The organism is Dyadobacter sp. BHUBP1 (genome assembly GCF_050587785.1).
GTDB lineage: Bacteria > Bacteroidota > Bacteroidia > Cytophagales > Spirosomataceae > Dyadobacter.
In genome coordinates this window covers 499,044-521,364 of sequence record NZ_JBOBIH010000004.1, presented here as the reverse complement: position 1 = coordinate 521,364, position 22,321 = coordinate 499,044, and the positions used below count along the sequence as shown (strand labels likewise).

Genomic DNA, 22,321 nt, shown 5'->3' with positions numbered 1-22,321 from the left:
GATACCAACAAATGCATGCCATTTCAATACCGCATTATAAATCAAACACTTACCTAAAACACCCTGTCCGAAATCGGACGATGGTGTCGCATTTTACCGGACAACAAGATTGCCCTCTTTTTGTCGGACAGGGCGTACCTGTCCCGGGACAAAGCGATTAGCAGAAAGCCGCGGGTTGTTTATACCCGCGTAATGCTTTGATCCAGGCGTAAAATACCTGGAAAAATCTGGGGGTAATACGGACTGTCCGCTGCTTTCGGACCATATTTTGCGGACTTTGGGAATTCCCTGTGCCTGGACCCTGCGTCGCCGAGGCCGCTACCAGAATGTCCAGCGCCCCGTTAGTGAGCAGGTAAATATCTTCGTGAAGTTCGTCAAGCAGGTTGGCCGCCCGTCCGCGGAAATGGTGCCGGTCCGCGATTTGTAAAGTGGTTTTGACGGCGAAGTCATAAATTTCCTGCGAAAGTTGGTCACAAAGCTCGCACATATCTGCTCTCCGTTGAGGCAGGATAATGTTTCTGGCCTTCATTTCCTGGATTTTACGCTGGGTTTTCGCGACCAGTTCGGCCCGGATTTCATTCAAATTCATATTATGGGTGCTGTTAGAGGAGTATTCCAGAGCGCATAAACGCTCTCAGAAATATTAGCAATATTTTAATAGGATCAAAGGTTTTAATTTTTTTCTAATCAGTAACAGTCGGCTCCACCTCCGCTATCCCCTACTTTTAGCACCTCATCATTAGACCAGGGAATGTTTATAGGCTATTTGCCGCACGGAGCGGAAGATACTTTTTTAGAAAAACTTCAGATGGCGGGGTGCCATCAAATCATCAAAGAAACAAAAGCCGGCACCCGATCCGGCCTGTTGGAAGCAATCAAAGGATTGAACGAAGGCGATGTGCTGATCCTGTGCCATAGCAGCCATGCTGGAACGGAAACAGACTTTCTGCATGTATTGGTGCAAGTTGGCTGCAAATGTGCCCATTTTGTGTCCATAGACGAGGATTTCGATACGCTGCGCGACACAACACTTCACTGCGCGGCAACCTCGCGCTAGGGCGATAATCCAATCGGTTTTCCGGCGATGTATACTTTTACGACCGTTTCCCCAGACCAGCATTTCAGTCCGCTTACCGCTCTGGCTGTACCCACTGCAAGAGCCGGAATTTCATGTTCCATGTAGTCATGCCCTACGCGATTGTATATGTCGCGAACGAGGGCTCCGAAGGCGTGATGTCCGCCCCGCAACACCAGCTACCGATTGTGGTAGCGGGTGTATACGAAGGCAAAGACGATATTGCGGCGCGTGTCCGGCTCAATGGCTTCGGGCACGGCAGCTTAGCAATGAATTAAGAAGTTATCCGGCCAACCAAAGGGCCGGCCGGTACATTAGAGAGCTGTTTTGAAAGGCCGGGATTATCTGGAAGCCGATACTTCCTCTTTCCGCGGCGTGCCCATAATGAGCTTTTCAATGGAAGCCATTTTGGCGTCCATGGCTTCCAGTTTTGCTTTCAGCCGGTCATTTTCTTCCTGCAATTGCCGGGTACGTTTTTCCAGCGCCTGGATGGCAGCCATATTCACGCCATCGATGTCGGAGGAGTTGATCGTGGTGTCATTTCCAATACCGTCCAGGCCGAACGCGGCATAGAAGTCCTGGGCCATCGGCCCGATATGCCGGGTAGTGGCGGGCTGACTTTTGTAGTTCCAGCTGGTAAGCGGCAGCTGCGCCACTTTACTGAGGATATTTTCGGTATTCAACACTTCGAAATTCTCTTTTTTGCGCCTGTCGCTGACGGCACTCCAAGCTCCTCCGCCTGCTGAAATTTCGACTCCGCTCGTCATACCCTGATTAGTGAATACACGTGCCCCGCCTGCAAAACGCATTGTCAATTGGTTATTGGCCGTGCTGTAAGCACTGTCGGAGGAAAACCCTGCGCTTGCATCGCTGATCACGACAGCCCCCTGATTTTTCGCTCGCGCGTTTTTACCCAGCGCCATTGCAAAGTTAGCGCTGGCACTGTTCTGCAACCCGATCGCGACTCCGAACGCACCTCTGGCAATAGACGGCCCGATTACAATCGAAGCCAGCCCGCCGGCGATCGACGAAGGTCCCATAGCCAGGGCGTCGTCAGCAGTTGCCTGCGCGCCGCTTCCGATCGCGACGGCCCCAACACCGGTTGTTGTGCCATTGAATGCCAGGGATCTGTCGGCCGCGGCGGTTCCATTGTTACCCAGAGCCACTGACTCGTCGCCGGATGCAGTCGTCGCCAGACCTACGGAGAAAGAATGGTCACCGGAAGCACGGGTATTCTGGCCGGCCGCAAACGAGTAATTCCCAATGTTGGTCCTGTTCCAATAGGTACTCCCGAAAGAGCCTACGTGACCTACGCGAAACGCAGCCTTATCAACATACCACATCATCCGGCGCCCTTCGCCCTCAACGGGTGTGGGTTTGACTCCTGAAACATCGCCGGAAGCGGCGAAAACAACGCTACTATCGGCCACGTCCAATCCGGCCCGGGGCGTTGTGGTACCAATGCCGACCTGGGCATTGGCGTAAAGAGAAGCTGCAACAAAAAGAGAAGTTATAAGAATACGTTTCATATCTGATGGATAATAAGGGAGGAAGAAAGTTTATTCGACGACCAGTTTGTGATTTACAACACCCTGACTGGTAGTGAGTTTAAAAAGGTACATTCCCGAAGCGACGCCATTCAGGTTCACCTGTACGCTGCCGTCGGAGAGGGATGATTTACGCACGGGCACCTGCCGTCCCAGCATATCCCAAAGGCTGATCTCATTGACCGGAACGCCGGATGAAACCGTCACTACGCTCGCCTTGCGCGCCGGGTTCGGGTATACGCCCGCGTACTGGCCCACGCCGCGCGGTTGCAGTGACACAGCCCTCGACAAGCTGAAAGTGCCATCCAGATCAACCGAACGGAGACGGTAGTACACTGTTTGCAGCTGGCTGCCGAACGAGCGGTCCGTAAAACTGTACCGCTGCAAGGCATTGCTGTTACCCGCCGCTGCCACCGTGCCGATCTTCTGAAAGGTTCTGGCATCGAGGCTTCGTTCTACTTCAAAATGGGAGGCATTCTCTTCGCTGGTCGTTTGCCATTCCACCAATGCATTGCCTTCAACCGCCTTTGCATTGAAACTGATCAACGTAACGGGAAGCCCTGCTTCCGGCACGGCGCCGAGCGTGAACGGGCTCCATGACGATATCACCTCGCTCGTTACAAAGCCCGCTGTCAGCGTCCCGGTTACATTATGCCCTTCGTTGAGCCAGTTACCTCCCGTAAGGTGGGCAACACTGAAAACATTCGGGTTTTCGGAAACCGTAATGGACGGATTTTTATAGTCGTCATAAGTAACAATGACCTTGCCCGTTGCGGTGCCTCTTGGCGCAAGGTCCCAGTATTCTTCGTTGTTGTAAGCTTCGAGGGCTATGGAAGACGCACCGGTGGTAGTGAATGTGCCGGTGCCTGCGTCGGCAGCGAAGTAACGGACGCTCATCCCTGCGCTGTTATCGGTAAGCTCTACCGTAATCGGCTGGTATCTGACACCGTCCCCAACCGGGTACACGAAACTGCCTGTCCCGTTTTTTACCACGTAGCCATTCACGTGCCTCGTATCGGATACGCCCACCACCGATGCGGTATCCCCGACAACGAGCGCACCCAGGTCGCTGGTAGCATCCACGGCCCCGTTGGAGAGCGTAACCCTGCCGCCTACTTTGATATTATTCTCCAATACAATACCCGCCGAATTGTCGATATTCAACAGGCGTGTGAAATAGGGCTGGGTACCGCTCAGGGTTTGCAAAGCGGCACCATCCAGCGTCAATGAGCCGGTATCCGCCTCGGTCATTGCCTGGTTATTGACCAGGTTACCGGAAACAAAAAGGTTGCCATTATTGGAAAAAGAACCTCCGGTCACTTGCAAATCGCCTTTGACCTGCAAAATACCGCCTTTGACGGTAACCGTCCCGCCGGCACTGGACAAGCCCTGCGCGACGGCACTACCACCGAGCCCGGCAAGGGCCGCCAGAATATATATAGCTTTCATTTGAAATAGATTTGATTAAAAACAGGGAATTGAATAGGACAAAATATGCGGAAACTGCTTTCAGCCCGCAATTATGCGCCGGCGTGCCATTAATAAGCCGCCTGCCAGCCCTACGGCCAGCAAGCCGAGACCTGCAAGACCCATCCACGAATTGCCGCCGTTGTCTTTCATCTGCTGGCGAAGCGCTGCGTTATCTGCCTTAAGGCTTTCCAGTTCAGCTGCGAGGTTGCGGGTACGCTCTTCCAATGCTTTGATACCTGCCAATGCTACACCGTCGGCGTCCACGGTACCAATGCTGCGATTGTCATTACCCAGTCCGAAAGCCGCGTAAAAATCCTGCGCCATCGGGCCTATGTGTTTGGTGTTTGCCGCATCTGCTTTGTAGCTCCATCTGGTTATAGGAAGCTTCCGCAGTTTTTCCAAAACGTCGTCGTACGAAATCTCTTCGAAGCGATGTTTTTTGTTCACGTCCGATACGTTCGTCCATACGCCGGAGGTTGACAAATAGGCACCCGTCGATGTAGAAATGACTGCGTTGGATTGTCCCCAGTTACTCACCGAAGCTCCGCTCTGAAATGTCATACCTGTGGTGAGGTTGGACGAGGTAAATATCCGGAAGCCGCCGCTCACCCGCCAGCTGGCAGAGTGATTCACCCCGGCCCGGATCGTATCTACTGAAGATCTGTCCCCGAAAACAAAACTTCCCTGCCTTGCATTGGTATGTGCGTGATAACCCATCGCAACAGAAGCAGCTCCGCTCGCAACATTGTTCTCGCCTACCGCGAAAGACGATTGTTGTGCGGCTGTCGTTCCGATGCCAAAAGCAGTTGCATTGCTCGCTGATGCCCGTACATTGCTGCCGATTGCGACGGAAAAGTCTCCGACATTGGCGGCATCCCACTGCGTGCCGGTCACCGATCCAGCGCGGAAAGCGCCCTTGGCCGGATACCACATCATGCGCGTACCAGCCCCTTCGGCAGGGATTGCAGTGCCTGACACGTCCCCGTCATAGATACCACCCAGCAGAAACGTCCCGTCCTGAAAGACGACCATGTTTTTGTTTTGTGCAGCATCCCGCCCCACCAGGAGTGTGTCCGTCTTTTGCGCATACACACCCACAGGTGCAAGTACAGAGCAGAGCAATGCATTCAGGACCGGCCGCCGCAGGAACGACCTCGCCGGTGTTTTTTCAAATGACTTTAATGTAAAATTTGCATTCATAGTTAAAGATGGATTAGGTGTTGTTATAAAAAATACAACTAATTCCAAAAATACAACTATGAATATGAAATACTTCTAAATAATATCGCAATCTACTTGTAGAATACATCTACAACCCGACAGCATTATCTGACGCCTCGAATCAGCCGTTTGCCGAAGAAACACTTAGAGTTTGTAACTCGTTGATTTTCCGACAGAAACGCTACCAACAGAATCTCCCGCGACCGTTTAATAATTATTTACACAAAAAGCGCCGCGGAACGACGTTCCTCGGCGCTTCGGCATTATTTATCCTGTTGAGTCACTGCACAAACTTGCGCTGCTTCGTTTCTGTCTCAGTCGGAAAATCGGATGGAATGGGAATGTCGACTTTACCGGTCGCCGCCCATTGGCTGCCGCGTTGCAGGCAGGTGATAAAGCCAACGCACTCCACGGAATAGTCGGCGTGACCCAGTGCCATATGAAAAATGCGGCCCTTACCGTAGCGGAGGGCGATCAGCATGGGCTCATTGCGGTCGGTACCGTTGTTGGTTTTAGGGGAAAATGCCGTGGCCAGGATCTGCATGTTTTCGGCCGGGCCACGCAGGCGATCGTACAACTCGTCACGACTGTGCAGCCAGTTGGCTGGCATACCCTTCGTAATAGGGTGATTAGGCTCACGAACAGTGATTTTAAATTCCATCTGCGCGCCGTGCGAACCGGCTTTACCCGGCTGCATATCCCGCACCTCTTTGCCGTTCTGATCAAAGTATACGTACGGGCCGTCCTTTTCGGTCCGGTCGCCCCAGCCGCCGAGGCCGATCATCTGGTTGTAGGCAGGCCATTGCGGGAACGAGTTATTGGCCGCGTGAATGACCACCAGTCCGCCCCCATTTTTCATGAATTTTTCAAAATCCTTCTGTACCTCCGCTGTCCAGGGCGCAGCATTCCAGCCAAAGTTGCAGATCACGACATCGTAATCGGAAAATTTGGGGTGAAAAGCGGAATCCATTTTAGGCTGCTTCAACGCCTCGGTCTGTGGGCCGTTTTTTACCGGATACTCCTGCGCGAGTTTATCACCCTGCCAGGTATAGCGTGTGCGCTGGACATCTACAGCAAATTTTTTACTGTCTTCGAGATAGTACTTCATCATGGCGGTGATCTTCGGCCACTGTTCGTGGTTGTTCTGCCCATCCACGATGAGCACTTTCAGCGGCGATTTCTGTGCCAATGCCGAAGCCGATGCAGCGCCGGCACCCAGTAATGCAAGCAGAAAAATCAGGAATTTGTTATTGAATGTCATAAACAGACGGGTTATGGGATAATGCGACCAGCCAAGTTAAATGAATACGCGTTTCAAACCAAGCAGCCTACCGGCCCATTACCGGCAGACCGCTCGGAACACGTTCGGGAACGGATTTATCGAAAGAGTCGTCATTGAGTGTATTCAAAAATTCCACAATCCTCGAAATATCCTTGAAATTAACGTCCATATGGGTTGCCAGCGGATCGACCTGCCCTTCTTTGACATTCGGGTTGAGCAGCTTGCCGCCGGCGATATCTTCGTAAAACATCAACACCTGGTCGAGAGTCGCGAACTTCCCGCTGTGCATATACGGCCCGGTGAAGCGAAGGTTACGCAGCGTCGGAGTTCTGAACGCGTATTTTTTATCAGCACCCGAATCACTCTCCTTCCGGTTGTCGGTATCGGGCACGCCCAGGGTGTGCAATTTAAAATCTGAGAACATCGGTCCGGAATGACACTTGGCACAACCCGTAACCAGAAATGCATTGAGCCCCTCCTTTTCACCGGTAGACAATGCATTACTATCACCGCGCATGTACTGGTCAAAACGGGTGTTTGTCGCCACGAGCGTGCGCTCGTAGGCGGCGATAGCACGGGCGAGGTTCAACTGACTGACGGGCGACTGCTCCTTTGGAAACGCCATTGAAAACAGCCTCCGGTATTCGGGAATGCGCGACAGCCTGGTTACTACTTCATCGAGGATACCGTTTTCATGGAAGGCGTTACCACGCATTTCTTCCAATGTTTTGATGGGCTCCAATGCCTGCTGTTCGAGCCCTTTGGCCCGCATATCCCAAAACATCGGCGCGGATGCGGGGTCATATGCTTCATTATTTTTAAGGCCGTTGAATGCCGTATTCAGCACGCTCTGGGAGTTTCTTTTGACAAATGGAATGTCGTTCGGGTCTGCGAACCGCCGACTCTGTCCGCGACCGACGCCGTTCACACCAATGGAAGTTTCGAGAAACTCGGCGTAATTGAATTCGGGCTGATGGCAAGTGGCACAAGCTACATCCTTGTTCCCAGAAAGTACCGGGTCGAAGAACAGTAATCTGCCCAGCGCAACCTTTTCGGGTGTCGAAGGATTATCCGCAGGGTCAGCGGCCGTCGCCGGCAACGCTCCGAGGTCCGCGATCGTTTCCACTCGGGCTGCTTCCTTGTCCGATGCGGTCTCCTCCTCCCGGCCACAAGCCCAAAGCATAGCGGCGGCACCTGCGGTTAAAATACAATTCCTGAACGCTTTAATCGATACTCCTGCCATTCCAAATTTAAATATCCGAACTCAAACCCACCCATATAAGGCAGGCGGGAACGGAAATTTACCATTCACCCGGCATGAATAAGTATGATGCTGGTCATAACCGGAATTTTAATCCGCCCGCAAGTTCTTCACAGGATTCAGCAGGGCAGTTTTCACAGCCTGGAAACTGATTGTGATAATGGCCAGCAGCAACGCCGCAAGCGCTGCCATCACCGGCACTTCCCAGCCGATGGAAATGCGGTAGGCAAATGCACCCAGCCAGCGATCCATTGCCCACCATGCCAGCGGCAACGATATCCCGATGGCTATGAGCACGAGCAGCAGGAAGTCCCGAGACAGCAGGAATGCCACGTTTCCGACCGACGCACCAAGCACTTTGCGAACACCTACCTCTTTCACCCGGAGTTTGGCGGAATAGGCCGAAAGCCCGAAGAGGCCAAGACAGGAAATGAAGATCGACAATGCGGCAAAACCCGTAAAAACCTGACTCATGCGGTTCTCGGTGACATAAAGCTTGTCCAGGTTTTCGTCCAGGAAAGAATAAGTGAATTTACTGGAAGGCGCCAGTGTGCGCACACGGCTTTCGAGGAACGCTATCACGGCCGGCAACGAACCGCCTTTCACTTTTACCAGCACGTAGTTGATGCGGTAGGGATTATACTGGATCACCAGCGGCTCCACGCCCGCATGCAGGGACGCGAAATTGAAATCCTTTACGACGCCCACTACAGTACCCGTATCGCCCTCGGCGATGAATGCCTGTCCGACCGGACTTTGCAGCCGGTATGCTTTTACAGCGGCCTCATTCAGGATAAATTCATGATTTTTAATTTCTGGAAACTGACTACGGAAAGCCCGTCCTTCTTTGAGTTGAATGCCCAATGTAGTGAGCAGTCTTTCGTCCGACCAAAGCATTCTCGAATTTTCAGGCAGTTGGTCCTGCTCGGTACGGTGCAGCGGGAACGCCGCGTAATTTCCGAACCGCTCTCCCGGAAGTGTAGAGGTAATCGAAAAACTGGCAATATTGGCGTTTTTCGACATTTCATCGGCGAGCACACCATATTTCTCGCGCATCTGATCGTACATCGTCACGGCCACTACCTGATCCTTATCAAACCCAAGATCCTGGTGGTGAAACAGTTGCATTTGACGGTAGACAATCATCGTACCGAATATCATAAACACCGAGACCGTGAACTGGAAGACGATCAACCCTTTCCGGACCACATTGACCGACGAGCCAGACAACCGCTTCCCTTTCAACGATACCACCGGGTTGAAACGCGCTACAAACCAGGCCGGATAGAGGCCGGCCAGCAACGCAATCCCAATTATAAGCAATGCTACGATGACCATGTTAGGAATTGTCAGCATGCTATCGAAGACAAAACCGCCGGCCGCTACATGGGTATAATATGGAATAACGAGCCTGAACAGCAGTACCGCCACGACCGTTGAAAGCAGCGTAACCATCAGCGATTCGCCCAGGAACTGCCGCAGCAGCTGGCCTCGTGTGCCGCCTACCACTTTCCGCAGGCCGATCTCCTTCATGCGGTTGAACGCGAGTGCGGTAGAAATATTAATAAAATTAACAGTCGCCACCAGCAAGATAAAAATCGCCGCCACCGCAAATATGTAAATGTAAGTAATATCACTATTGGGATACATTTCCTTTTCGAGCTTCGAATGCAGGTGAATGTCGCGGATGGGCTGTAAATGCAGGTGTTTCGTAGTAAGAATCTTCTCCTCGGAATCGCCGGAAGGCGCATAGAATTTGGTTGCGAATGCAGGCAATGCGGCTTCCACCTGCGCGGGCGTGGCGCCCTCGCGAAGCAATATATAATTGTAAAATCCCGCCCAACCGATGTTTTCCATCGATTGCTTATCGATGTAACGCTCGATGGTAGGCATGGAAACAAGGTAATCGAACTGGAAATGGCTCGGGAAGCCGAACTCCTTCACGATGCCTGTGACCAGCAACGAAAGCCTTGCCCGGTCGTCGGTGATCGTCTTTCCTATCGGGTCCGCATTTCCAAAGTATTTTTTGGCCATAGCCTCACTCAGGACAATGGTATTCGCACCTTTCAACGCCGACGCCGGGTCGCCGGCAACAAATGGCAGATCAAACGTGCTGACTACTTCTTCGTTGGCAAAAAAGCCCCCTTTCTCTTCGAACCGCTTCACATCGCCCGCGGGACTTGTGTAGCTGAAAAGCTGGTAAGGGAATAACCGGTGCAATCTCACACCCGCCTCGATCTGCGGTAATGCCTGCTGCAATGCCGGAACCAGCGGAGGCGGTGTGGCAGCCCAATGCCGGCTGTCCTCCCCGGTAGTTTCATATGTTACCCGGTAAATGCGGTCGGCCTTATCAAAACCTTCCTCGTAACTCAGTTCATGACGAATATGGAACGTGATCAGCAACACGCCGGCAATACCGACGGCCAGCCCTGTAATGTTGACAATAGAAAAAGTCTTGCTTTTCCAGAGATTGCGCCAGGCGATTTTGATGTAGTTTCTGAGCATGGTTGGACGGACGTTTTACCGGAAACAATGAGTGTACCGCAACCGGCTGTCAAAAAACAAATGCCAAAATACATATACATTGATTTTCAGGTAATTATAAATCAATATATAGACTACAATGTCCATTATCGCACAAATGTGACCGCCGGCGGCCGACTGCGAATCATGTTGGAATTAGCCGCCGATCCGGCTCCGGAGAAGCCTCCTGTTTATAGCGAATCACCGGGAACTTAACCGACGCCCTTTGCATTTGATTTGTATAATACTTCAAATCCCCATGCATACCGAAACGCTGCAACAGTTTTACGAACGCACGAAACAGCCGATGCCCGCGGAGCTGGTCTCGCAGACGAATGTGAGTCATTTCAATGTAAAACAGCGTACCTGCCTGAACAGGATGACGCCCTACAACCGACGCGACTATTATAAAATATGCATGATCATCGGGGACGGCGTACACCTTGCAGCCGATAAGGAAACACCGATTGAAGGCGCTGGCATTATTTTCTCCAACCCCAGCGTCCCCTCGTCCTACCACGCGATCTCAGAGTCGCAGACCGGATTTTACTGTCTTTTCAACGACACATTTCTACTGAACAGCATCCGGCAGGAAATCCGTTACCGGAGCGCGTTGTTCAATCCTGCCATTCAGGCGGTGATTCCGCTGGATACTGCTGGCCAGGAGCGGTTCCGTTCCCTTTTCAGTGAGATGGAGAGCTTGTTATCAAGCACATACACCTACCGGTTCGATATGATCAGGAGCCTGCTGCAAATGCTTATCCTGGAAGGTATCCGGTTACAGGGCCCTGTCGTCAGCGAAAGCCCAAACGAACGCCTGATCTCCCGCTTCTTCGGATTGCTCAATCAGCAATTCCCCGTCGATTCGCCTGAAAACCCGTTGAGAATGCTCACCCCGGCAGCCTACGCCGACCAGTTGAGCATTCATGTCAACTATTTGAACAACGTGCTCAAAAAATCGACCGGAAAAACCACGCGGGAGATTATCCACGAGCGCATTGTGGAAGAAGCTAAAACACTGTTGCTGAACACCGACTGGGACGCCGCCCAAATCGCTTACACCCTCGGCTTCGAGTACCCTTCCCATTTCAACAAGTATTTCAAACAAAACACCCGGACCACCCCTCTGCTTTTCCGCGAGCAGCTTCGGCAAAGCCACTGACATTTGATTTGTATAAGTATTGCTTTGATTCATATTACCTGCGGATTTGCTTGCAGCCCTACCTTTGGAGCATTAATAGCAAGCATATGAAAACACTTAAAGAATCCAATAAAGCGGTCAGCACGGCCCTGGCCCTCGCGCTGATCCCGATCACCGGTTTTGCGCTCGACGTGTTTATCCCCTCGCTCCCTGCCATGAGCGCCCGGCTGCACGCTACACCTGAGGCCGTTCAATTATGTATATCTATTTTTCTTGCGACTTATGGCATCAGCCAGTTGTTGATTGGCGGGTTACTGGACAGCTACGGCCGCTTCTGGCCTAACATTTTCGCGTTGGCGGGTTTCAGCGCCGCCAGTTTTATCATTGCAAATACCGAAAGCCTGCAAGTGATTTACGCGATGCGGGCAGTTCAGGGTGTAATGTCAGCGGTAATCGTGGTAAGCAAACGGTCCTTTTTCTTCGATCTTTTTGAAGGCGATAAACTGAAACATTATACCAGCCTTTTTTCCGTGATCTGGTCGGCGGCGCCTATCATCGCCCCGTTCCTGGGCGGTTACCTGCAAACCCATTTCGGCTGGCAGTCCAACTTTTACTTTCTGGGCTTTTTCGGACTGGTATTCCTGGTGCTGGAACTCGTTTTCAGTGGTGAAACCATCGCTTCCAAAGCGCCGCTACGCCTGACAACCATTGGCACCGCCTACCGCTCCATGCTCGGGACGTGGGATTTTACGTCCGGCCTGCTTATTCTGGGGCTATCGTATGCAGTTCTGATGATCTACAACATGTCGAGCCCGTTCCTGATCGAGGAAGTGATGCGTTACCCCGCGACGGTCACCGGCAACTGTTCCATGATTTCGGGGCTGGCCATGCTGGGCGGGAGTTTACTCTCCAAAGCACTCATTGCCAAACCATTCTATAAAAGACTATTCACGGCGGCCGTCGTTCAACTAGCCGTATCAGGCGCGCTCATTCTGCTCACTTTGCAACTTCACAACCTATACACGCTGATGATATATGTGATTTTGCTGCATTCGGCATCCGGATTCATTTTCAACGGCATGCTCGCCTATTGCCTCACCCGCTTTTCGAAGTTCGGCGGCATGGCCAGCGGCCTCACCGGCGGGGGGTACATTCTTTCGACTTCGGCATTCAGTTACATCGTCGTTAAAACCATTCGGATCGACAGCCAGGTATGGCTCGGGGCGGGTTATGCAATATTAATTCTAGCCGTATTAACCCTCATTATCCGCACGAAATGGATTGAACGCGGAGCAAAAAACGAGGTTTTGGAAGAGCGGGATGTCACATTGGTTATGGAGTAAAATCAGGATAGGGAATCTTGCATGGGCAGTCTGGAATGCGGTCAGTTGTCTGTTTCCCTATCCGCATTTTCATTTAAAAAGTCGATCGCAATCCGGCAAAGCATATCACCTTTCGATTCCGGCATGCCGTGGCCCACATTGGGGTAAACACACAGCTGGCCTTTTTTAAGTGACCGGTAAATTTCAATGCTGTGCTCTAACCGGATCATATCGCGGTCGCCGCGGATCACGAGTACCGGAATGGCAATGCGAGAAAGCTTTTCGTCCGGCACTTTAATTTCCCTTGCCCACATTTTCTGGTTATCCTTCCAAAATTTGACCCATTTATCGGGCTGAGGGTTCAGTTTCTGGTAGTTCGCCAGCCAGTCTTTATCTTCCTTTACCGCTTCGACCGTATATTCTTTTAATAAATCACGCCCTTCCTGCGTCAACCCGGCTGCCTTCGAATTGGAAGCGCCGCTTATTACCTTTTTCACTTTATCAGGCCTGTCCGCAGCAAGCAAGAGCGCTGTATTGCCGCCCATGCTCCAACCCATTATGTAAACGCTGTCCAGTTTGAGCTGGTCGATGAACGCGGAGCCATAATCGGCCAACAATGCACCACTTAGACTATCGGCTTGCTCCGAACGCCCGTGGCCGGGTGCGTCGTACGCAATAACCCGGAAATGCTTTGATAACGCTGGAATAATGCCGGCCAGATTTTCAATGGATCCCAAACCCTGGTGCAACAACAGCAGTGGAATACCTTTTCCATATTCCTCATAGTATATTTTTATATTTCGGACATTCAGATACTTACCATTATTCGAGCCGTACCTGACCGGCACCTCCGCCTTTTCCGTCCGTTTGTAACAGGAAAATGCCACGCAAATGATCAGCGGGTAAAGAAGTTGTTTCATAGCTATCCGGTTTTAAGCAACTATACGCAAACCGAGTCACATCTGAGGCAATCCTCCCAAAGGCAATTCCGACAGGCTCCGAAGGTAGTTGAAGGATATTAGCATGACAGCCTGCATCTCACGTGACGAGCGCAAAGAAAGCGCGCACAGACACACGTATATGCACGAAGCGTCCTTTCAGGGTATTAACTATTTTCGCCTGATCGCGATCGACTCCCAATGCTCCGGGACGAGGGGCGCACGGCGATCTTTCGGATCTCATCATTATTATACAATTTTTGCAAATCCTATCATTCAAAACGGCTCCATTCAAGACTCTGCGAGTTGGGTTACACAGCAATCCAGCCATCCGTTTATTGACTGTTCTGCCTTCGGATACAGAGAAACACAAAGTCGAAATTAAGCAATCCCTGCTGGCTAAACATACGTCACCGGAAGTACATTCCCCGAGTGTGTACGGCCCAGAAATGCCCCTCAAAGCTTCGCAATTGCTAAAAGAGGCTATCAAACTATCCTCTTTACTCCTCAGAGATAACCCTCGAAAAAGTACTACAACGCAGGCGTGTCAGCCGAGCCGCTTGCGCCAGGGATCTTCCTGTCTGCACGCTACCACCATCGCCCGAAAAGATTAAAAATAAATTAGAAAAATGGCGAAGCACCTTGCTGTAATTCTTATATTTTTTTGATCTTTATGACGTCTCAATAAGAGAAGACGGATCAATCCCTAACAAACGTAAAGCATGTCCCCTATCAACCATTTACTTCCTAGCCTGTTACCGCCATTCCGGCCTAAATACAGGCATACATACAGCAGTACAGGTAACTGGCGGTTTCCAGAATAATCTTCAAACTCCCCGGCCAGGACTACCTATTCTTCCCTTTTTTGGAACGGCAACCTCTTTAACCGAAAACTACCAATCGGTTACAACCATGGATATTCCATGTGTGTCTCGTGTTTGCTATATCCTGTCGGAAGGAAGAACGCAGTCGGAAATCAGGCCGCATATACAATATCCGATACCAGGTATATCAGGGAACAATAACTCAGATTATTGATGGATTCCGCTCCGGCAACATCGCTCATCATCGCCACTTATAACTGGGCGGAAGCGCTGCATTGCAGCCTTTTGAGTGTTATCAGGCAAAAAACTTTACCTACGGAGGTGGTCATCGCCGACGACGGTTCCGACGACCGGACGAAAGAGGTGATCCGCAAGATGCAGGATGGATTTCCTGTGCCGATCATCCACGTGTGGCACGATGACCGGGGTTTCCGCAAAAGTCAGATACTCAATAAGGCGATCGGACAATGCTCGGGCTCGTACGTGATCCAGGTGGACGGCGATGTGCTGCTGCATTCTTCATTTATACACGACCATTTGGCAGCGGCCGAGCGCGGGGCTTTCATACGCGGCACCCGCGCGCGCCTCACTCCCGCGAAGAGCGAAGAGCTGCTCCGGGGCGCCAGTACGAACGTCAGCTTTTTTTCAAAAGGAGTTTACAACCGGTTCAATGCCTTGCGGTTACCGATACTGCAATCGCTCGGGCAGCGCAGGGAAATGAATTGCAGAAGCGTCCGCGGCAGCAACTTCGCCTATTGGAAAGACGATTTCCTGCGCGTGAACGGATATAACAATGACCTCAGCGGATGGGGCCATGAAGACGAGGAACTGGCCGCGCGCTTTATCAACAACAACATTGTCAAGAAAATCGTGAAACTGGGCGCGGTACAGTACCACCTGCATCATGACGAGTTGCCCCGGTCGAACGAGCCTTTTCATCGCCAGATCATCCAACATACCCTGCTTACAAAAGTCAAAAAATGCCTTAATGGATATGAAAACCTTCTCTAAAAGCTCGCTGATTATTTCCACTTACAACTGGCCGGAAGCACTGCGGCTTTGTTTGCTCAGTGTATTGGGACAGTCGGTACTGCCCGACGAGGTGATTATCGCCGACGATGGATCCACCGGACAAACCGCGGACGTAATCGAAGCCATGAGGCCTCTGTTTCCGGTGAAACTGATCCACGTCTGGCAGGAAGACAACGGTTTTCAGCTATCCAAAATCCGGAACAAGGCCATTGCCACGAGCTCTTGCGATTATATTATCCAGATCGACGGCGACCTCATACTACACAGGCATTTTATCAAAGACCATCTCGCGTTAAGCAAACGCGGCTCGTTTGTGGCAGGCAGCAGGGTATTGATGACCAAAGAGCTATCCGAAAAAATGCTCGGCAAGCGGCAGGCAAGGGTAACCCCGTTCCAGTCGGGACTAGGCAATTTCACTAACCGGTTCAGTGTCGCCTGGCTGAGCAGGTATATGGCGGATCGCTATAAAACGCACGATATTTTCGCGCTGCGTGGGTGCAACATGGCTTTCTGGCGCGAAGACCTGATCCGTGTGAACGGCTACAACGAGGTTTTTCGTGGCTGGGGCCGCGAAGACAATGAAATTGCCGTAAGGCTGCTCAACTCGGGCGTCAGGAAACGCGCCGCCAAATTCGGCGGAGTTGTGTTTCATATTTACCACCCAGAGGTGGACCGTGCCCGCTGCCCTAAAAACGAAGCTTACCTGACCGAAGCATTACTGAACAAAACCGTGTATTGCTGCCAAGGGCTCCACCAATATCTTGACCATGTAGAATCGGTTGGGCTGGCCGAGGGAGAATTTGCGCTTTAATGCATGAGTAATACCTCATTGATCTCCGTCATCCTGGTGACTTACAATGCGCAAAAGTTTTTGCAGAGATGCCTTGACAGCATTTACGACCAGCATTATCCCCATATCGAGATCATCGTCATGGATGGCGGCAGCACCGACGGCACACCCGCGGTACTTCAACGAAATGACGACAAACTTGCATTCTGGAAAAGTGAGAAGGACGGCGGCATTTACGAAGCCATGAACAAAGCCCTCGACCATGCAAACGGGCAGTGGATCTATTTCGTCGGTGCCGACGACATCCTGACCCCCGAATTCTCTCGAATGGCCGAAAAGCTGAGCGACCCTCACACAATCTACTACGGCAGTGTGCTCAAAGCGGGGCGAAAGTACCTGGGCGAAATGGCGCCCTACAAGCAGGCGAAAACAGGGATCAATCATCAGGCGATCATTTACCCGGCAGGCGTATTCGCCACACGCAGGTACGATACGCGCTACCGCATTTCAGCCGACCATGTGTTTAACATGCAATGCCACAGCGACAAACGCTATCACTTCACTTTCAAGGATTTCAATATTGCCATCTTTAATGACACCGGCATATCGTCACTGCAAAACGACCTTGTTTTTGAAAATGAGAAAGCGGGACTGATCTTAAAGCATTTCGGTCTGGCTATTTATCTGAGATTCTTATTCAAGAGGCTTAAAGAGCGGCTTTTCAACCACTAAAAACGCTCCTGCATTACCATTCCCGCGTTCCGGTCGGCAATAATCCTGGGAGGCAGATCCAGCACCTCCGTTATCAATCGGTTACGCCATTTTCTTTTTGGAATAACCTTAATTAATGCGAGTGCAAAACGGCACAGTGCCAGCTCCCATGCACTGTTTTTTTCCCTTGCCAATAATTGCTTCATTTCAGCAAGATATTGCCCGCGCTGGTTATAGCTTTTCTGGTTTTCGCTCCGAAACCGAAAGCCGCCCAGCATAAACGACGTCGTATACAAGCGTGCATGTCTGAAAAAACGGAGCCAGAGTTCGAAATCTGCCGCTAATGCATGATTTTGATCGATAAAACCGCCCGCCTGGTCCCACAGGCTACGCCGCCAGAAGACCGACTCCTGTTGAATAAACGCGCCGTCGGATAATTGCATCCGCAACCGCGACCAGCGCTGGCCATACGGGAGGTCGTCGTAAAGAAAGGGCCGCCCCGGTTCGTCGAAAAACGTATTGGCGCCCATGATCCATTTCACGTCCGCAAACCGGTTGAAAATGTCGGCGACTGTGAAAAGGGCTTGGGAATGGTACATATCGTCGGCATTGAGCCAGGCCATGATGTCACCCGAAGACCGCCCGAAACCCTTTTGCAGGGCGTTATACAAGCCATTGTCGGGTTCGCTCACCCACCAGGCCAGCTGCCCTTCATACTTCCGGATGATTTCCACCGAACCATCGGTACTGCCGCCGTCGACGATGATGTACTCCAGATTGGGATATTCCTGCCCCAGCACCGAAAGAATGGTACTTTCCAGGTATTTCGCCTGGTTGAACGAGGGCGTCACAACGGTAATTTTCGGCAGCATATTCAATGCAGTAAACGCGCTAGAAGCCCATTAGGTAAGTGAAAATTCATACTGCCGGGGCTGCTGCACGCGTTCCTCGTGCTCGAACGGCTCGGAAGCGAGTACCATCAGAATGGATTCGTCAGTAATTTCAAGCATTTCGTACCGGTCGTCCGGCGTCAGCAGCAGGCATTGGTCCGCTGAATTAAGGATAAAATGCTGCTCTTCGCTGCCCGTATGGTTGGAGATCAGGCAACTTCCTTTCAGACAAATCACCGCCTGCTTCATATGCTGGCGCTTTCCGCCGATTTTGAAATGGTCAGGTCCATTGACGTAAAAAATGCGTTTGATCTCGAACGGAATTACCCGCTCGATCACGGTCAGACTCCCGCGGGTGTCCGTAAAGGTTTTCAGATTGATTAAATGAGCCAAGGGGTGTTTACGATTTAGGTTAGGTTAATGCATTCTTTTTTGTATAATTCTTATAGCGCCCCCGCAACCCAAACTGTATACGTCGCGACAAGCTGACTTTGATCCATTTGAGAACCATCGGTTGCTCATGGACAACTGCCGCAGGATCGATCAGCAGGATCTGGCCTTCCGCAGAGGAGAGCGCTTTGATATAGGTACTGTAAACAAGTCGTATGATACTTTCCGGGAGCCGATATTGTTCAGCGGTGAGGCGGAAGCTCTTGCCGATGCAGTACCGGAAATCGTGGAAATGGTAGAATACGAGGGGGACCTTGTAAGCATCTGCCTTTCGCACAAACAGCCGTCCATTCACGCTTTCACAAGTATAGTCGATGGCGTTCCAGGGCGCCACACCCCCGCCGGGATGTTCGAGCACGTGTACGCCCGTGAAGCGCTCCATCCAGTCATCGAGGTATTTCTGGTCCCCGAATTTGCCTTCTTCAAACCGTGCATAGCACCATTCCAGGCAGGCGTTCATCCACCAGTCCAGCACCGCAAGCCCTTCCTTTGTATTCCTGAAAGTGACAAACTGCACACAATAGATGCCGCTGTTTTCCGACTGATCATATGGTGCAGCGTACCGATGCGCGGTGATCAGCACGGACTTTTCGCCCATTTCGTCCGTCAGGGCCTTCGGATCGGCAAAGAACAGGAGATCGGCGTCGAGATAGGTGCAATGATCGAGCGAAAACGTACGAATGCAGTGCCAGATCGTGAAAGAGGTACAAGTCCAGCAATACTCGCCCGCCGTGCGGCTGCTTTTTACGGCGAGCAGTTCCGGCGTTTCAAATGCATGCAGGGAAATAATCGTCGCATTCGCCAGATTAAGGCGTCGCAGCAAGGCGTCGCAGGCGTCGTCGAACGCGAAAATGTACAAATGAAAATCACCCCCTTGCCGGAGCAGCGAATTGTACATCGCCAATCCCCGCGAGAGGTAGCCCGAGTTAAAAAGGGTACAAAAATTCTGCATTAAAGTATGTTAGGGGTAGAAGAGGGTAACTTCTACTACAAATATCAATGTTAAATTGCGGAATGTAGTTATCCTTCCGGTAGATAAAATAATATATAACCGATCATTTTTCTCAAAACGAGGTTAAAAATAAATCCCAGAATTAATTGACATTCAGACACATAAAACACAACCTCGCTCATTATCACAGAGTTGACAGTGCTAATATCGTATTATAACCGAGTTACTGAATAATGTCATAAATTGCGTGTGATCTAAAAGAATACTATGGGCTTCTTTAAACCAAAGAAAAAAAATCCTTACGGCTGGTTTGGCGACTATAAAAAGTGGGAAGCACTCACCGCCCTGTCGGGAGGCTATGAAGCCGAAGCAATTTTGGACAAAACAAAGAACGCCCTTCTGAAGGTAAAGAATGGCCAGGCGGTTTACGAACGTGATTCGGTGTTGTTTGATAAAAAAGTTTACCCCTACTCGGTCATTTCGGCGCTTCTTTATACAGCCGTTGAATGTGGTAACCATTTGAATGTTCTGGATTTCGGGGGGTCGTTAGGCAGCACCTATTATCAGGTGAGGGACGTGATCCCCGCCGCCGTACAACTGCACTGGAGCGTGGTGGAGCAGGAAAATTACGTCCGGTGCGGACGGGAGTTCTTCGAAGATGAAATCCTGAAATTCCATTTTACGATCGAAGAAAGTACGAAGGCGCGAAAGGCCGATGTGCTGCTGCTTTCGAGTGTAGTGCAGTATCTCCAAAAACCGCATGATTTTCTGGAAGAAATCAAACAGTATGATTTCAAATATATCCTCATCGACCGGACAGCATTCATCAACGCCGATCGTCCCGACCGGCTAACGCTGCAGGTAGTGCCGCCTGAGATTTACGAGGCGCATTACCCCGCCTGGTTTTTCAACGAAAAACGCTTTCTCGAACATTTCGAAGGCTACGAAATCAAAATGGAATTCGAATCGTTCGTGGCGGGTGAGCAGGAAATGGAGATCGACCATGTGAAGGCGGGTTACGACAAAGGATTTTTTCTGATCAGACGCTAAGCCATTACTTGCTCTGCCTGCTCACCATTTCATTGATCCAGATCGGCGCAAAAGGTGAGGTACAGCCTTTTGAAACCGGATAATCACGGTAAATACCCAGCTTTTCACCGATCGCCAGCGCACGTGCGCGAAGCTCAGGAAAATGGATCCCGATCTGCGCCAGGGTAGTGTTCATGGTCCATTGTACCTCGGACGGAGCTGTGGCCATTTCCGACTCAATCCGATCGAGCAGGCCCGGAACGTCTATCCCCGCGGGATCGCGCGTCACACGCCCGGCTGTGAGGCTCCATCCCGCACGGGCGGCCCACGGATAATCCGATTCCATCCACGCCTCCCGAAGCTCCTCTCTTTGCGGGTGCTCCTTGGCAATATAGGACGAAAACCAATCGGCCACCCAACCGTAGTTTACACCATGTACCAGCCGGTCGAGCTCGCCGACTGACAGCAATTTGGGCTTCATGATCAGCATTCCCAAAAGCTGCGCTTCGATATTGCCGGTGTCCCACAAAGCCAGACCCAGTTCATGGTCAGACTTGATTTTATTCGCTATGGCCCTGATATCGCCCATTTTCACCCCGAACTGATTTTCGTGCGCGCCATTTTTCTTATTCATGGCGCGCACTTTTTCAGATCCGAGCGATTCAAGCTGTGCTAATACTTGTTCGACGGTCATTTACCCTGCATTTTTTCCGGATCATCATAGTTGACCATCCAGTTGATCCCAAATTTATCGGTCAGCATTCCAAAATACGCCCCCCAGAACGTGTCCGCCAGCGGCATCGTCACCTGCCCGCCCGTCGAAAGTCCGGCAAAAAGAGTATCGGCTTCACCACGGCTTTCCGCATTGACGGAGATCGAAAAATTGTTTCCAGGCTTGTAACCTGCCGCCCATTCACCGCCGGTATCGCTGCCCATCAGGATCGTCTCCTTGCTGATCGGCAAGCTGATGTGCATGATCTTGTTCGAATCCTCTTCGCTTATAGTCTTGCCATCCTCCCCCGGCGGCATTTCCCCGAACCGGCCTACATACGGAAACGCTCCGCCAAAAACGGATTGGTAAAAATTAAAGGCCTCTTCGCAGTTGCCGTTAAAAGTGAGGTAAATGTTTACGGTAGCCATGGTGGTGGTTATTTTGGATTAATACACTCAATAATAAGGTTTTTCCAACAAAAAAGACACTTATGGCTCTATTTCGACGATCATTTCGATCTCCACGGCGATACCCGAAGGCAGCGATGCCACGCCAATTGCGGAACGGGCGTGCTTGCCGCTCTCGCCGAAAACTTCTACCATAAAATCAGTAAAACCATTGATAACCTGGGGTTGCTGTGTCAGCGTCGGCGTGGAGTTCACTAGGCCCAATACTTTAATGACCCTTTTCACTTTTTTCAGATCGCCGATCTCATATTTCAATGAAGCCAGCAATGCGATACCGCAAAGTTTGGCTGCTTCTTTTCCCTGCTCTACGGTGAGGTCGTCCCCCACTTTACCCAGAATCTGGCCGCCGCCGGGTTTGTCGGGTCCATGGCCAGAAAGGTAAATGAGATTACCCACGCGCACCGCACGCAGGAGGTTTCCCTTCCCGGGGTTCAGTTTCGGCAGTGTTATACCCAGCTCGGCGAGTTTTTTCTCGGGATCGGGGCGGCCGTTTTGCGCCAGTGAATGGAAACTAACGGTCAGTAACAGGAGCAGCATGGCTGCCAGCGAGGTTGATTTAAATTGCATAAGGTTTAGTTTAATAATTAAATGCGGCTAAAATTAACAATCATTCCCAGAGAACCCGCAATCGCAGGCCTTCATTCGTAACCGCCGTGCCTCTGCAACAACCCTTCGCGGCATGAG

General features: G+C 51.2%; 23 protein-coding genes. 8 read left to right on the top strand and 15 right to left on the bottom strand.

What is annotated here, in order from left to right:
• Positions 1-157: 157 nt before the first annotated feature.
• Entirely contained in the window at positions 158-589 is a 432-nt protein-coding gene (locus tag ACQ4MZ_RS18710; RefSeq protein WP_430847233.1) for a hypothetical protein, read from the bottom strand.
• A 162-nt stretch (positions 590-751) separates the two neighbouring features.
• Here ACQ4MZ_RS18710 and ACQ4MZ_RS18705 point away from each other — a divergent pair, with 162 nt between their 5' ends.
• Entirely contained in the window at positions 752-1,057 is a 306-nt protein-coding gene (locus ACQ4MZ_RS18705) for a hypothetical protein (protein WP_430847231.1), read from the top strand.
• 113 nt (positions 1,058-1,170) lie between these two features.
• Entirely contained in the window at positions 1,171-1,353 is a 183-nt protein-coding gene (locus tag ACQ4MZ_RS18700) for a hypothetical protein (protein WP_430847229.1), read from the top strand.
• Positions 1,354-1,416: 63 nt separating this feature from the next.
• Here ACQ4MZ_RS18700 and ACQ4MZ_RS18695 read toward each other — a convergent pair whose 3' ends face one another.
• The 6 genes from ACQ4MZ_RS18695 to ACQ4MZ_RS18670 form a co-directional block, all read right to left on the bottom strand.
• Positions 1,417-2,604: a tail fiber domain-containing protein gene (locus ACQ4MZ_RS18695; RefSeq protein ID WP_430847227.1), complete on the bottom strand. Its 1,188-nt coding sequence runs from the start codon at positions 2,602-2,604 to the stop codon at positions 1,417-1,419.
• 30 nt (positions 2,605-2,634) lie between these two features.
• Positions 2,635-4,071 (bottom strand): T9SS type A sorting domain-containing protein, encoded by a 1,437-nt coding sequence (locus tag ACQ4MZ_RS18690; RefSeq protein WP_430847224.1) that lies wholly within the window; start codon positions 4,069-4,071, stop codon positions 2,635-2,637.
• Positions 4,072-4,131: 60 nt separating this feature from the next.
• Complete coding sequence (locus ACQ4MZ_RS18685) at positions 4,132-5,292, bottom strand: tail fiber domain-containing protein (protein WP_430847222.1); 1,161 nt, start codon at positions 5,290-5,292, stop codon at positions 4,132-4,134.
• 301 nt (positions 5,293-5,593) lie between these two features.
• A complete protein-coding gene (locus tag ACQ4MZ_RS18680; RefSeq protein WP_430847220.1) occupies positions 5,594-6,574 on the bottom strand; it encodes a ThuA domain-containing protein in 981 nt (326 codons plus the stop codon).
• 67 nt (positions 6,575-6,641) lie between these two features.
• Entirely contained in the window at positions 6,642-7,838 is a 1,197-nt protein-coding gene (locus ACQ4MZ_RS18675; RefSeq protein WP_430847218.1) for a cytochrome-c peroxidase, read from the bottom strand.
• A 108-nt stretch (positions 7,839-7,946) separates the two neighbouring features.
• Complete coding sequence (locus ACQ4MZ_RS18670) at positions 7,947-10,361, bottom strand: ABC transporter permease (RefSeq protein ID WP_430847216.1); 2,415 nt, start codon at positions 10,359-10,361, stop codon at positions 7,947-7,949.
• Between the two features lie 277 nt (positions 10,362-10,638).
• Between ACQ4MZ_RS18670 and ACQ4MZ_RS18665 the strand changes: the two genes are divergently transcribed.
• Positions 10,639-11,541: a helix-turn-helix domain-containing protein gene (locus tag ACQ4MZ_RS18665; protein ID WP_430847214.1), complete on the top strand. Its 903-nt coding sequence runs from the start codon at positions 10,639-10,641 to the stop codon at positions 11,539-11,541.
• 86 nt (positions 11,542-11,627) lie between these two features.
• On the top strand, positions 11,628-12,863 hold the full coding sequence (locus tag ACQ4MZ_RS18660; protein WP_430847212.1) for an MFS transporter: 1,236 nt from the start codon (positions 11,628-11,630) through the stop codon (positions 12,861-12,863).
• Positions 12,864-12,904: 41 nt separating this feature from the next.
• Here ACQ4MZ_RS18660 and ACQ4MZ_RS18655 read toward each other — a convergent pair whose 3' ends face one another.
• Entirely contained in the window at positions 12,905-13,762 is an 858-nt protein-coding gene (locus tag ACQ4MZ_RS18655) for an alpha/beta fold hydrolase (RefSeq protein ID WP_430847210.1), read from the bottom strand.
• Positions 13,763-13,880: 118 nt separating this feature from the next.
• Positions 13,881-14,027 carry a hypothetical protein gene (locus tag ACQ4MZ_RS18650; protein WP_430847208.1) on the bottom strand — a complete coding sequence of 49 codons (147 nt, stop codon included), beginning with the start codon at positions 14,025-14,027 and terminating at the stop codon, positions 13,881-13,883.
• Positions 14,028-14,817: 790 nt separating this feature from the next.
• On the opposite strand from ACQ4MZ_RS18650, the gene ACQ4MZ_RS18645 reads away from it, so the two are divergent.
• Genes ACQ4MZ_RS18645 through ACQ4MZ_RS18635 form a run of 3 tightly spaced genes read left to right on the top strand, consistent with a single transcriptional unit; the run spans position 14,818 to position 17,158 of the window.
• Complete coding sequence (locus ACQ4MZ_RS18645) at positions 14,818-15,615, top strand: glycosyltransferase family 2 protein (RefSeq protein WP_430847206.1); 798 nt, start codon at positions 14,818-14,820, stop codon at positions 15,613-15,615.
• Entirely contained in the window at positions 15,599-16,447 is an 849-nt protein-coding gene (locus tag ACQ4MZ_RS18640; RefSeq protein ID WP_430847204.1) for a glycosyltransferase family 2 protein, read from the top strand. Before ACQ4MZ_RS18645 ends, ACQ4MZ_RS18640 begins: the two co-directional genes overlap by 17 nt.
• A gap of 3 nt (positions 16,448-16,450) precedes the next feature.
• Positions 16,451-17,158 (top strand): glycosyltransferase family 2 protein, encoded by a 708-nt coding sequence (locus tag ACQ4MZ_RS18635; protein ID WP_430847202.1) that lies wholly within the window; start codon positions 16,451-16,453, stop codon positions 17,156-17,158.
• On the opposite strand, the gene ACQ4MZ_RS18630 is transcribed toward ACQ4MZ_RS18635, so the two are convergent.
• From ACQ4MZ_RS18630 to ACQ4MZ_RS18620, 3 genes are read right to left on the bottom strand one after another with little or no spacing between them, the layout of a single operon-like run.
• Complete coding sequence (locus ACQ4MZ_RS18630; protein ID WP_430847200.1) at positions 17,155-18,009, bottom strand: glycosyltransferase family 2 protein; 855 nt, start codon at positions 18,007-18,009, stop codon at positions 17,155-17,157. The genes ACQ4MZ_RS18635 and ACQ4MZ_RS18630 overlap by 4 nt on opposite strands.
• A gap of 30 nt (positions 18,010-18,039) precedes the next feature.
• On the bottom strand, positions 18,040-18,420 hold the full coding sequence (locus ACQ4MZ_RS18625; RefSeq protein ID WP_430847198.1) for a sugar 3,4-ketoisomerase: 381 nt from the start codon (positions 18,418-18,420) through the stop codon (positions 18,040-18,042).
• 19 nt (positions 18,421-18,439) lie between these two features.
• A complete protein-coding gene (locus ACQ4MZ_RS18620) occupies positions 18,440-19,429 on the bottom strand; it encodes a glycosyl transferase (protein WP_430847196.1) in 990 nt (329 codons plus the stop codon).
• A gap of 267 nt (positions 19,430-19,696) precedes the next feature.
• Between ACQ4MZ_RS18620 and ACQ4MZ_RS18615 the strand changes: the two genes are divergently transcribed.
• Complete coding sequence (locus ACQ4MZ_RS18615; protein WP_430847194.1) at positions 19,697-20,479, top strand: methyltransferase, TIGR04325 family; 783 nt, start codon at positions 19,697-19,699, stop codon at positions 20,477-20,479.
• Between the two features lie 4 nt (positions 20,480-20,483).
• Here ACQ4MZ_RS18615 and ACQ4MZ_RS18610 read toward each other — a convergent pair whose 3' ends face one another.
• The 3 genes from ACQ4MZ_RS18610 to ACQ4MZ_RS18600 are packed head-to-tail and all read right to left on the bottom strand — an operon-like array spanning position 20,484 to position 22,204.
• Positions 20,484-21,152, bottom strand: a complete 669-nt coding sequence (locus tag ACQ4MZ_RS18610) for a DNA alkylation repair protein (protein ID WP_430847192.1) — start codon at positions 21,150-21,152, stop codon at positions 20,484-20,486.
• On the bottom strand, positions 21,149-21,598 hold the full coding sequence (locus tag ACQ4MZ_RS18605; RefSeq protein WP_430847190.1) for a VOC family protein: 450 nt from the start codon (positions 21,596-21,598) through the stop codon (positions 21,149-21,151). Before ACQ4MZ_RS18605 ends, ACQ4MZ_RS18610 begins: the two co-directional genes overlap by 4 nt.
• Before the next feature lie 60 nt (positions 21,599-21,658).
• Positions 21,659-22,204, bottom strand: a complete 546-nt coding sequence (locus ACQ4MZ_RS18600) for a RidA family protein (RefSeq protein ID WP_430847188.1) — start codon at positions 22,202-22,204, stop codon at positions 21,659-21,661.
• Positions 22,205-22,321: the final 117 nt, after the last annotated feature.

Excerpts from the sequence above, each read along its gene's own strand:
- ACQ4MZ_RS18710 (WP_430847233.1), bottom strand. The coding sequence starts at position 589 with ATGAATTTGAATGAAATCCGGGCCGAACTGGTCGCGAAAACCCAGCGT.
- ACQ4MZ_RS18705 (WP_430847231.1), top strand. The coding sequence starts at position 752 with ATGTTTATAGGCTATTTGCCGCACGGAGCGGAAGATACTTTTTTAGAA.
- ACQ4MZ_RS18700 (WP_430847229.1), top strand. The coding sequence starts at position 1,171 with ATGTTCCATGTAGTCATGCCCTACGCGATTGTATATGTCGCGAACGAG.
- ACQ4MZ_RS18695 (WP_430847227.1), bottom strand. The coding sequence starts at position 2,604 with ATGAAACGTATTCTTATAACTTCTCTTTTTGTTGCAGCTTCTCTTTAC.
- ACQ4MZ_RS18690 (WP_430847224.1), bottom strand. The coding sequence starts at position 4,071 with ATGAAAGCTATATATATTCTGGCGGCCCTTGCCGGGCTCGGTGGTAGT.
- ACQ4MZ_RS18685 (WP_430847222.1), bottom strand. The coding sequence starts at position 5,292 with ATGAATGCAAATTTTACATTAAAGTCATTTGAAAAAACACCGGCGAGG.
- ACQ4MZ_RS18680 (WP_430847220.1), bottom strand. The coding sequence starts at position 6,574 with ATGACATTCAATAACAAATTCCTGATTTTTCTGCTTGCATTACTGGGT.
- ACQ4MZ_RS18675 (WP_430847218.1), bottom strand. The coding sequence starts at position 7,838 with ATGGCAGGAGTATCGATTAAAGCGTTCAGGAATTGTATTTTAACCGCA.
- ACQ4MZ_RS18670 (WP_430847216.1), bottom strand. The coding sequence starts at position 10,361 with ATGCTCAGAAACTACATCAAAATCGCCTGGCGCAATCTCTGGAAAAGC.
- ACQ4MZ_RS18665 (WP_430847214.1), top strand. The coding sequence starts at position 10,639 with ATGCATACCGAAACGCTGCAACAGTTTTACGAACGCACGAAACAGCCG.
- ACQ4MZ_RS18660 (WP_430847212.1), top strand. The coding sequence starts at position 11,628 with ATGAAAACACTTAAAGAATCCAATAAAGCGGTCAGCACGGCCCTGGCC.
- ACQ4MZ_RS18655 (WP_430847210.1), bottom strand. The coding sequence starts at position 13,762 with ATGAAACAACTTCTTTACCCGCTGATCATTTGCGTGGCATTTTCCTGT.
- ACQ4MZ_RS18650 (WP_430847208.1), bottom strand. The coding sequence starts at position 14,027 with ATGATGAGATCCGAAAGATCGCCGTGCGCCCCTCGTCCCGGAGCATTG.
- ACQ4MZ_RS18645 (WP_430847206.1), top strand. The coding sequence starts at position 14,818 with ATGGATTCCGCTCCGGCAACATCGCTCATCATCGCCACTTATAACTGG.
- ACQ4MZ_RS18640 (WP_430847204.1), top strand. The coding sequence starts at position 15,599 with ATGAAAACCTTCTCTAAAAGCTCGCTGATTATTTCCACTTACAACTGG.
- ACQ4MZ_RS18635 (WP_430847202.1), top strand. The coding sequence starts at position 16,451 with ATGAGTAATACCTCATTGATCTCCGTCATCCTGGTGACTTACAATGCG.
- ACQ4MZ_RS18630 (WP_430847200.1), bottom strand. The coding sequence starts at position 18,009 with ATGCTGCCGAAAATTACCGTTGTGACGCCCTCGTTCAACCAGGCGAAA.
- ACQ4MZ_RS18620 (WP_430847196.1), bottom strand. The coding sequence starts at position 19,429 with ATGCAGAATTTTTGTACCCTTTTTAACTCGGGCTACCTCTCGCGGGGA.
- ACQ4MZ_RS18615 (WP_430847194.1), top strand. The coding sequence starts at position 19,697 with ATGGGCTTCTTTAAACCAAAGAAAAAAAATCCTTACGGCTGGTTTGGC.
- ACQ4MZ_RS18610 (WP_430847192.1), bottom strand. The coding sequence starts at position 21,152 with ATGACCGTCGAACAAGTATTAGCACAGCTTGAATCGCTCGGATCTGAA.
- ACQ4MZ_RS18605 (WP_430847190.1), bottom strand. The coding sequence starts at position 21,598 with ATGGCTACCGTAAACATTTACCTCACTTTTAACGGCAACTGCGAAGAG.
- ACQ4MZ_RS18600 (WP_430847188.1), bottom strand. The coding sequence starts at position 22,204 with ATGCAATTTAAATCAACCTCGCTGGCAGCCATGCTGCTCCTGTTACTG.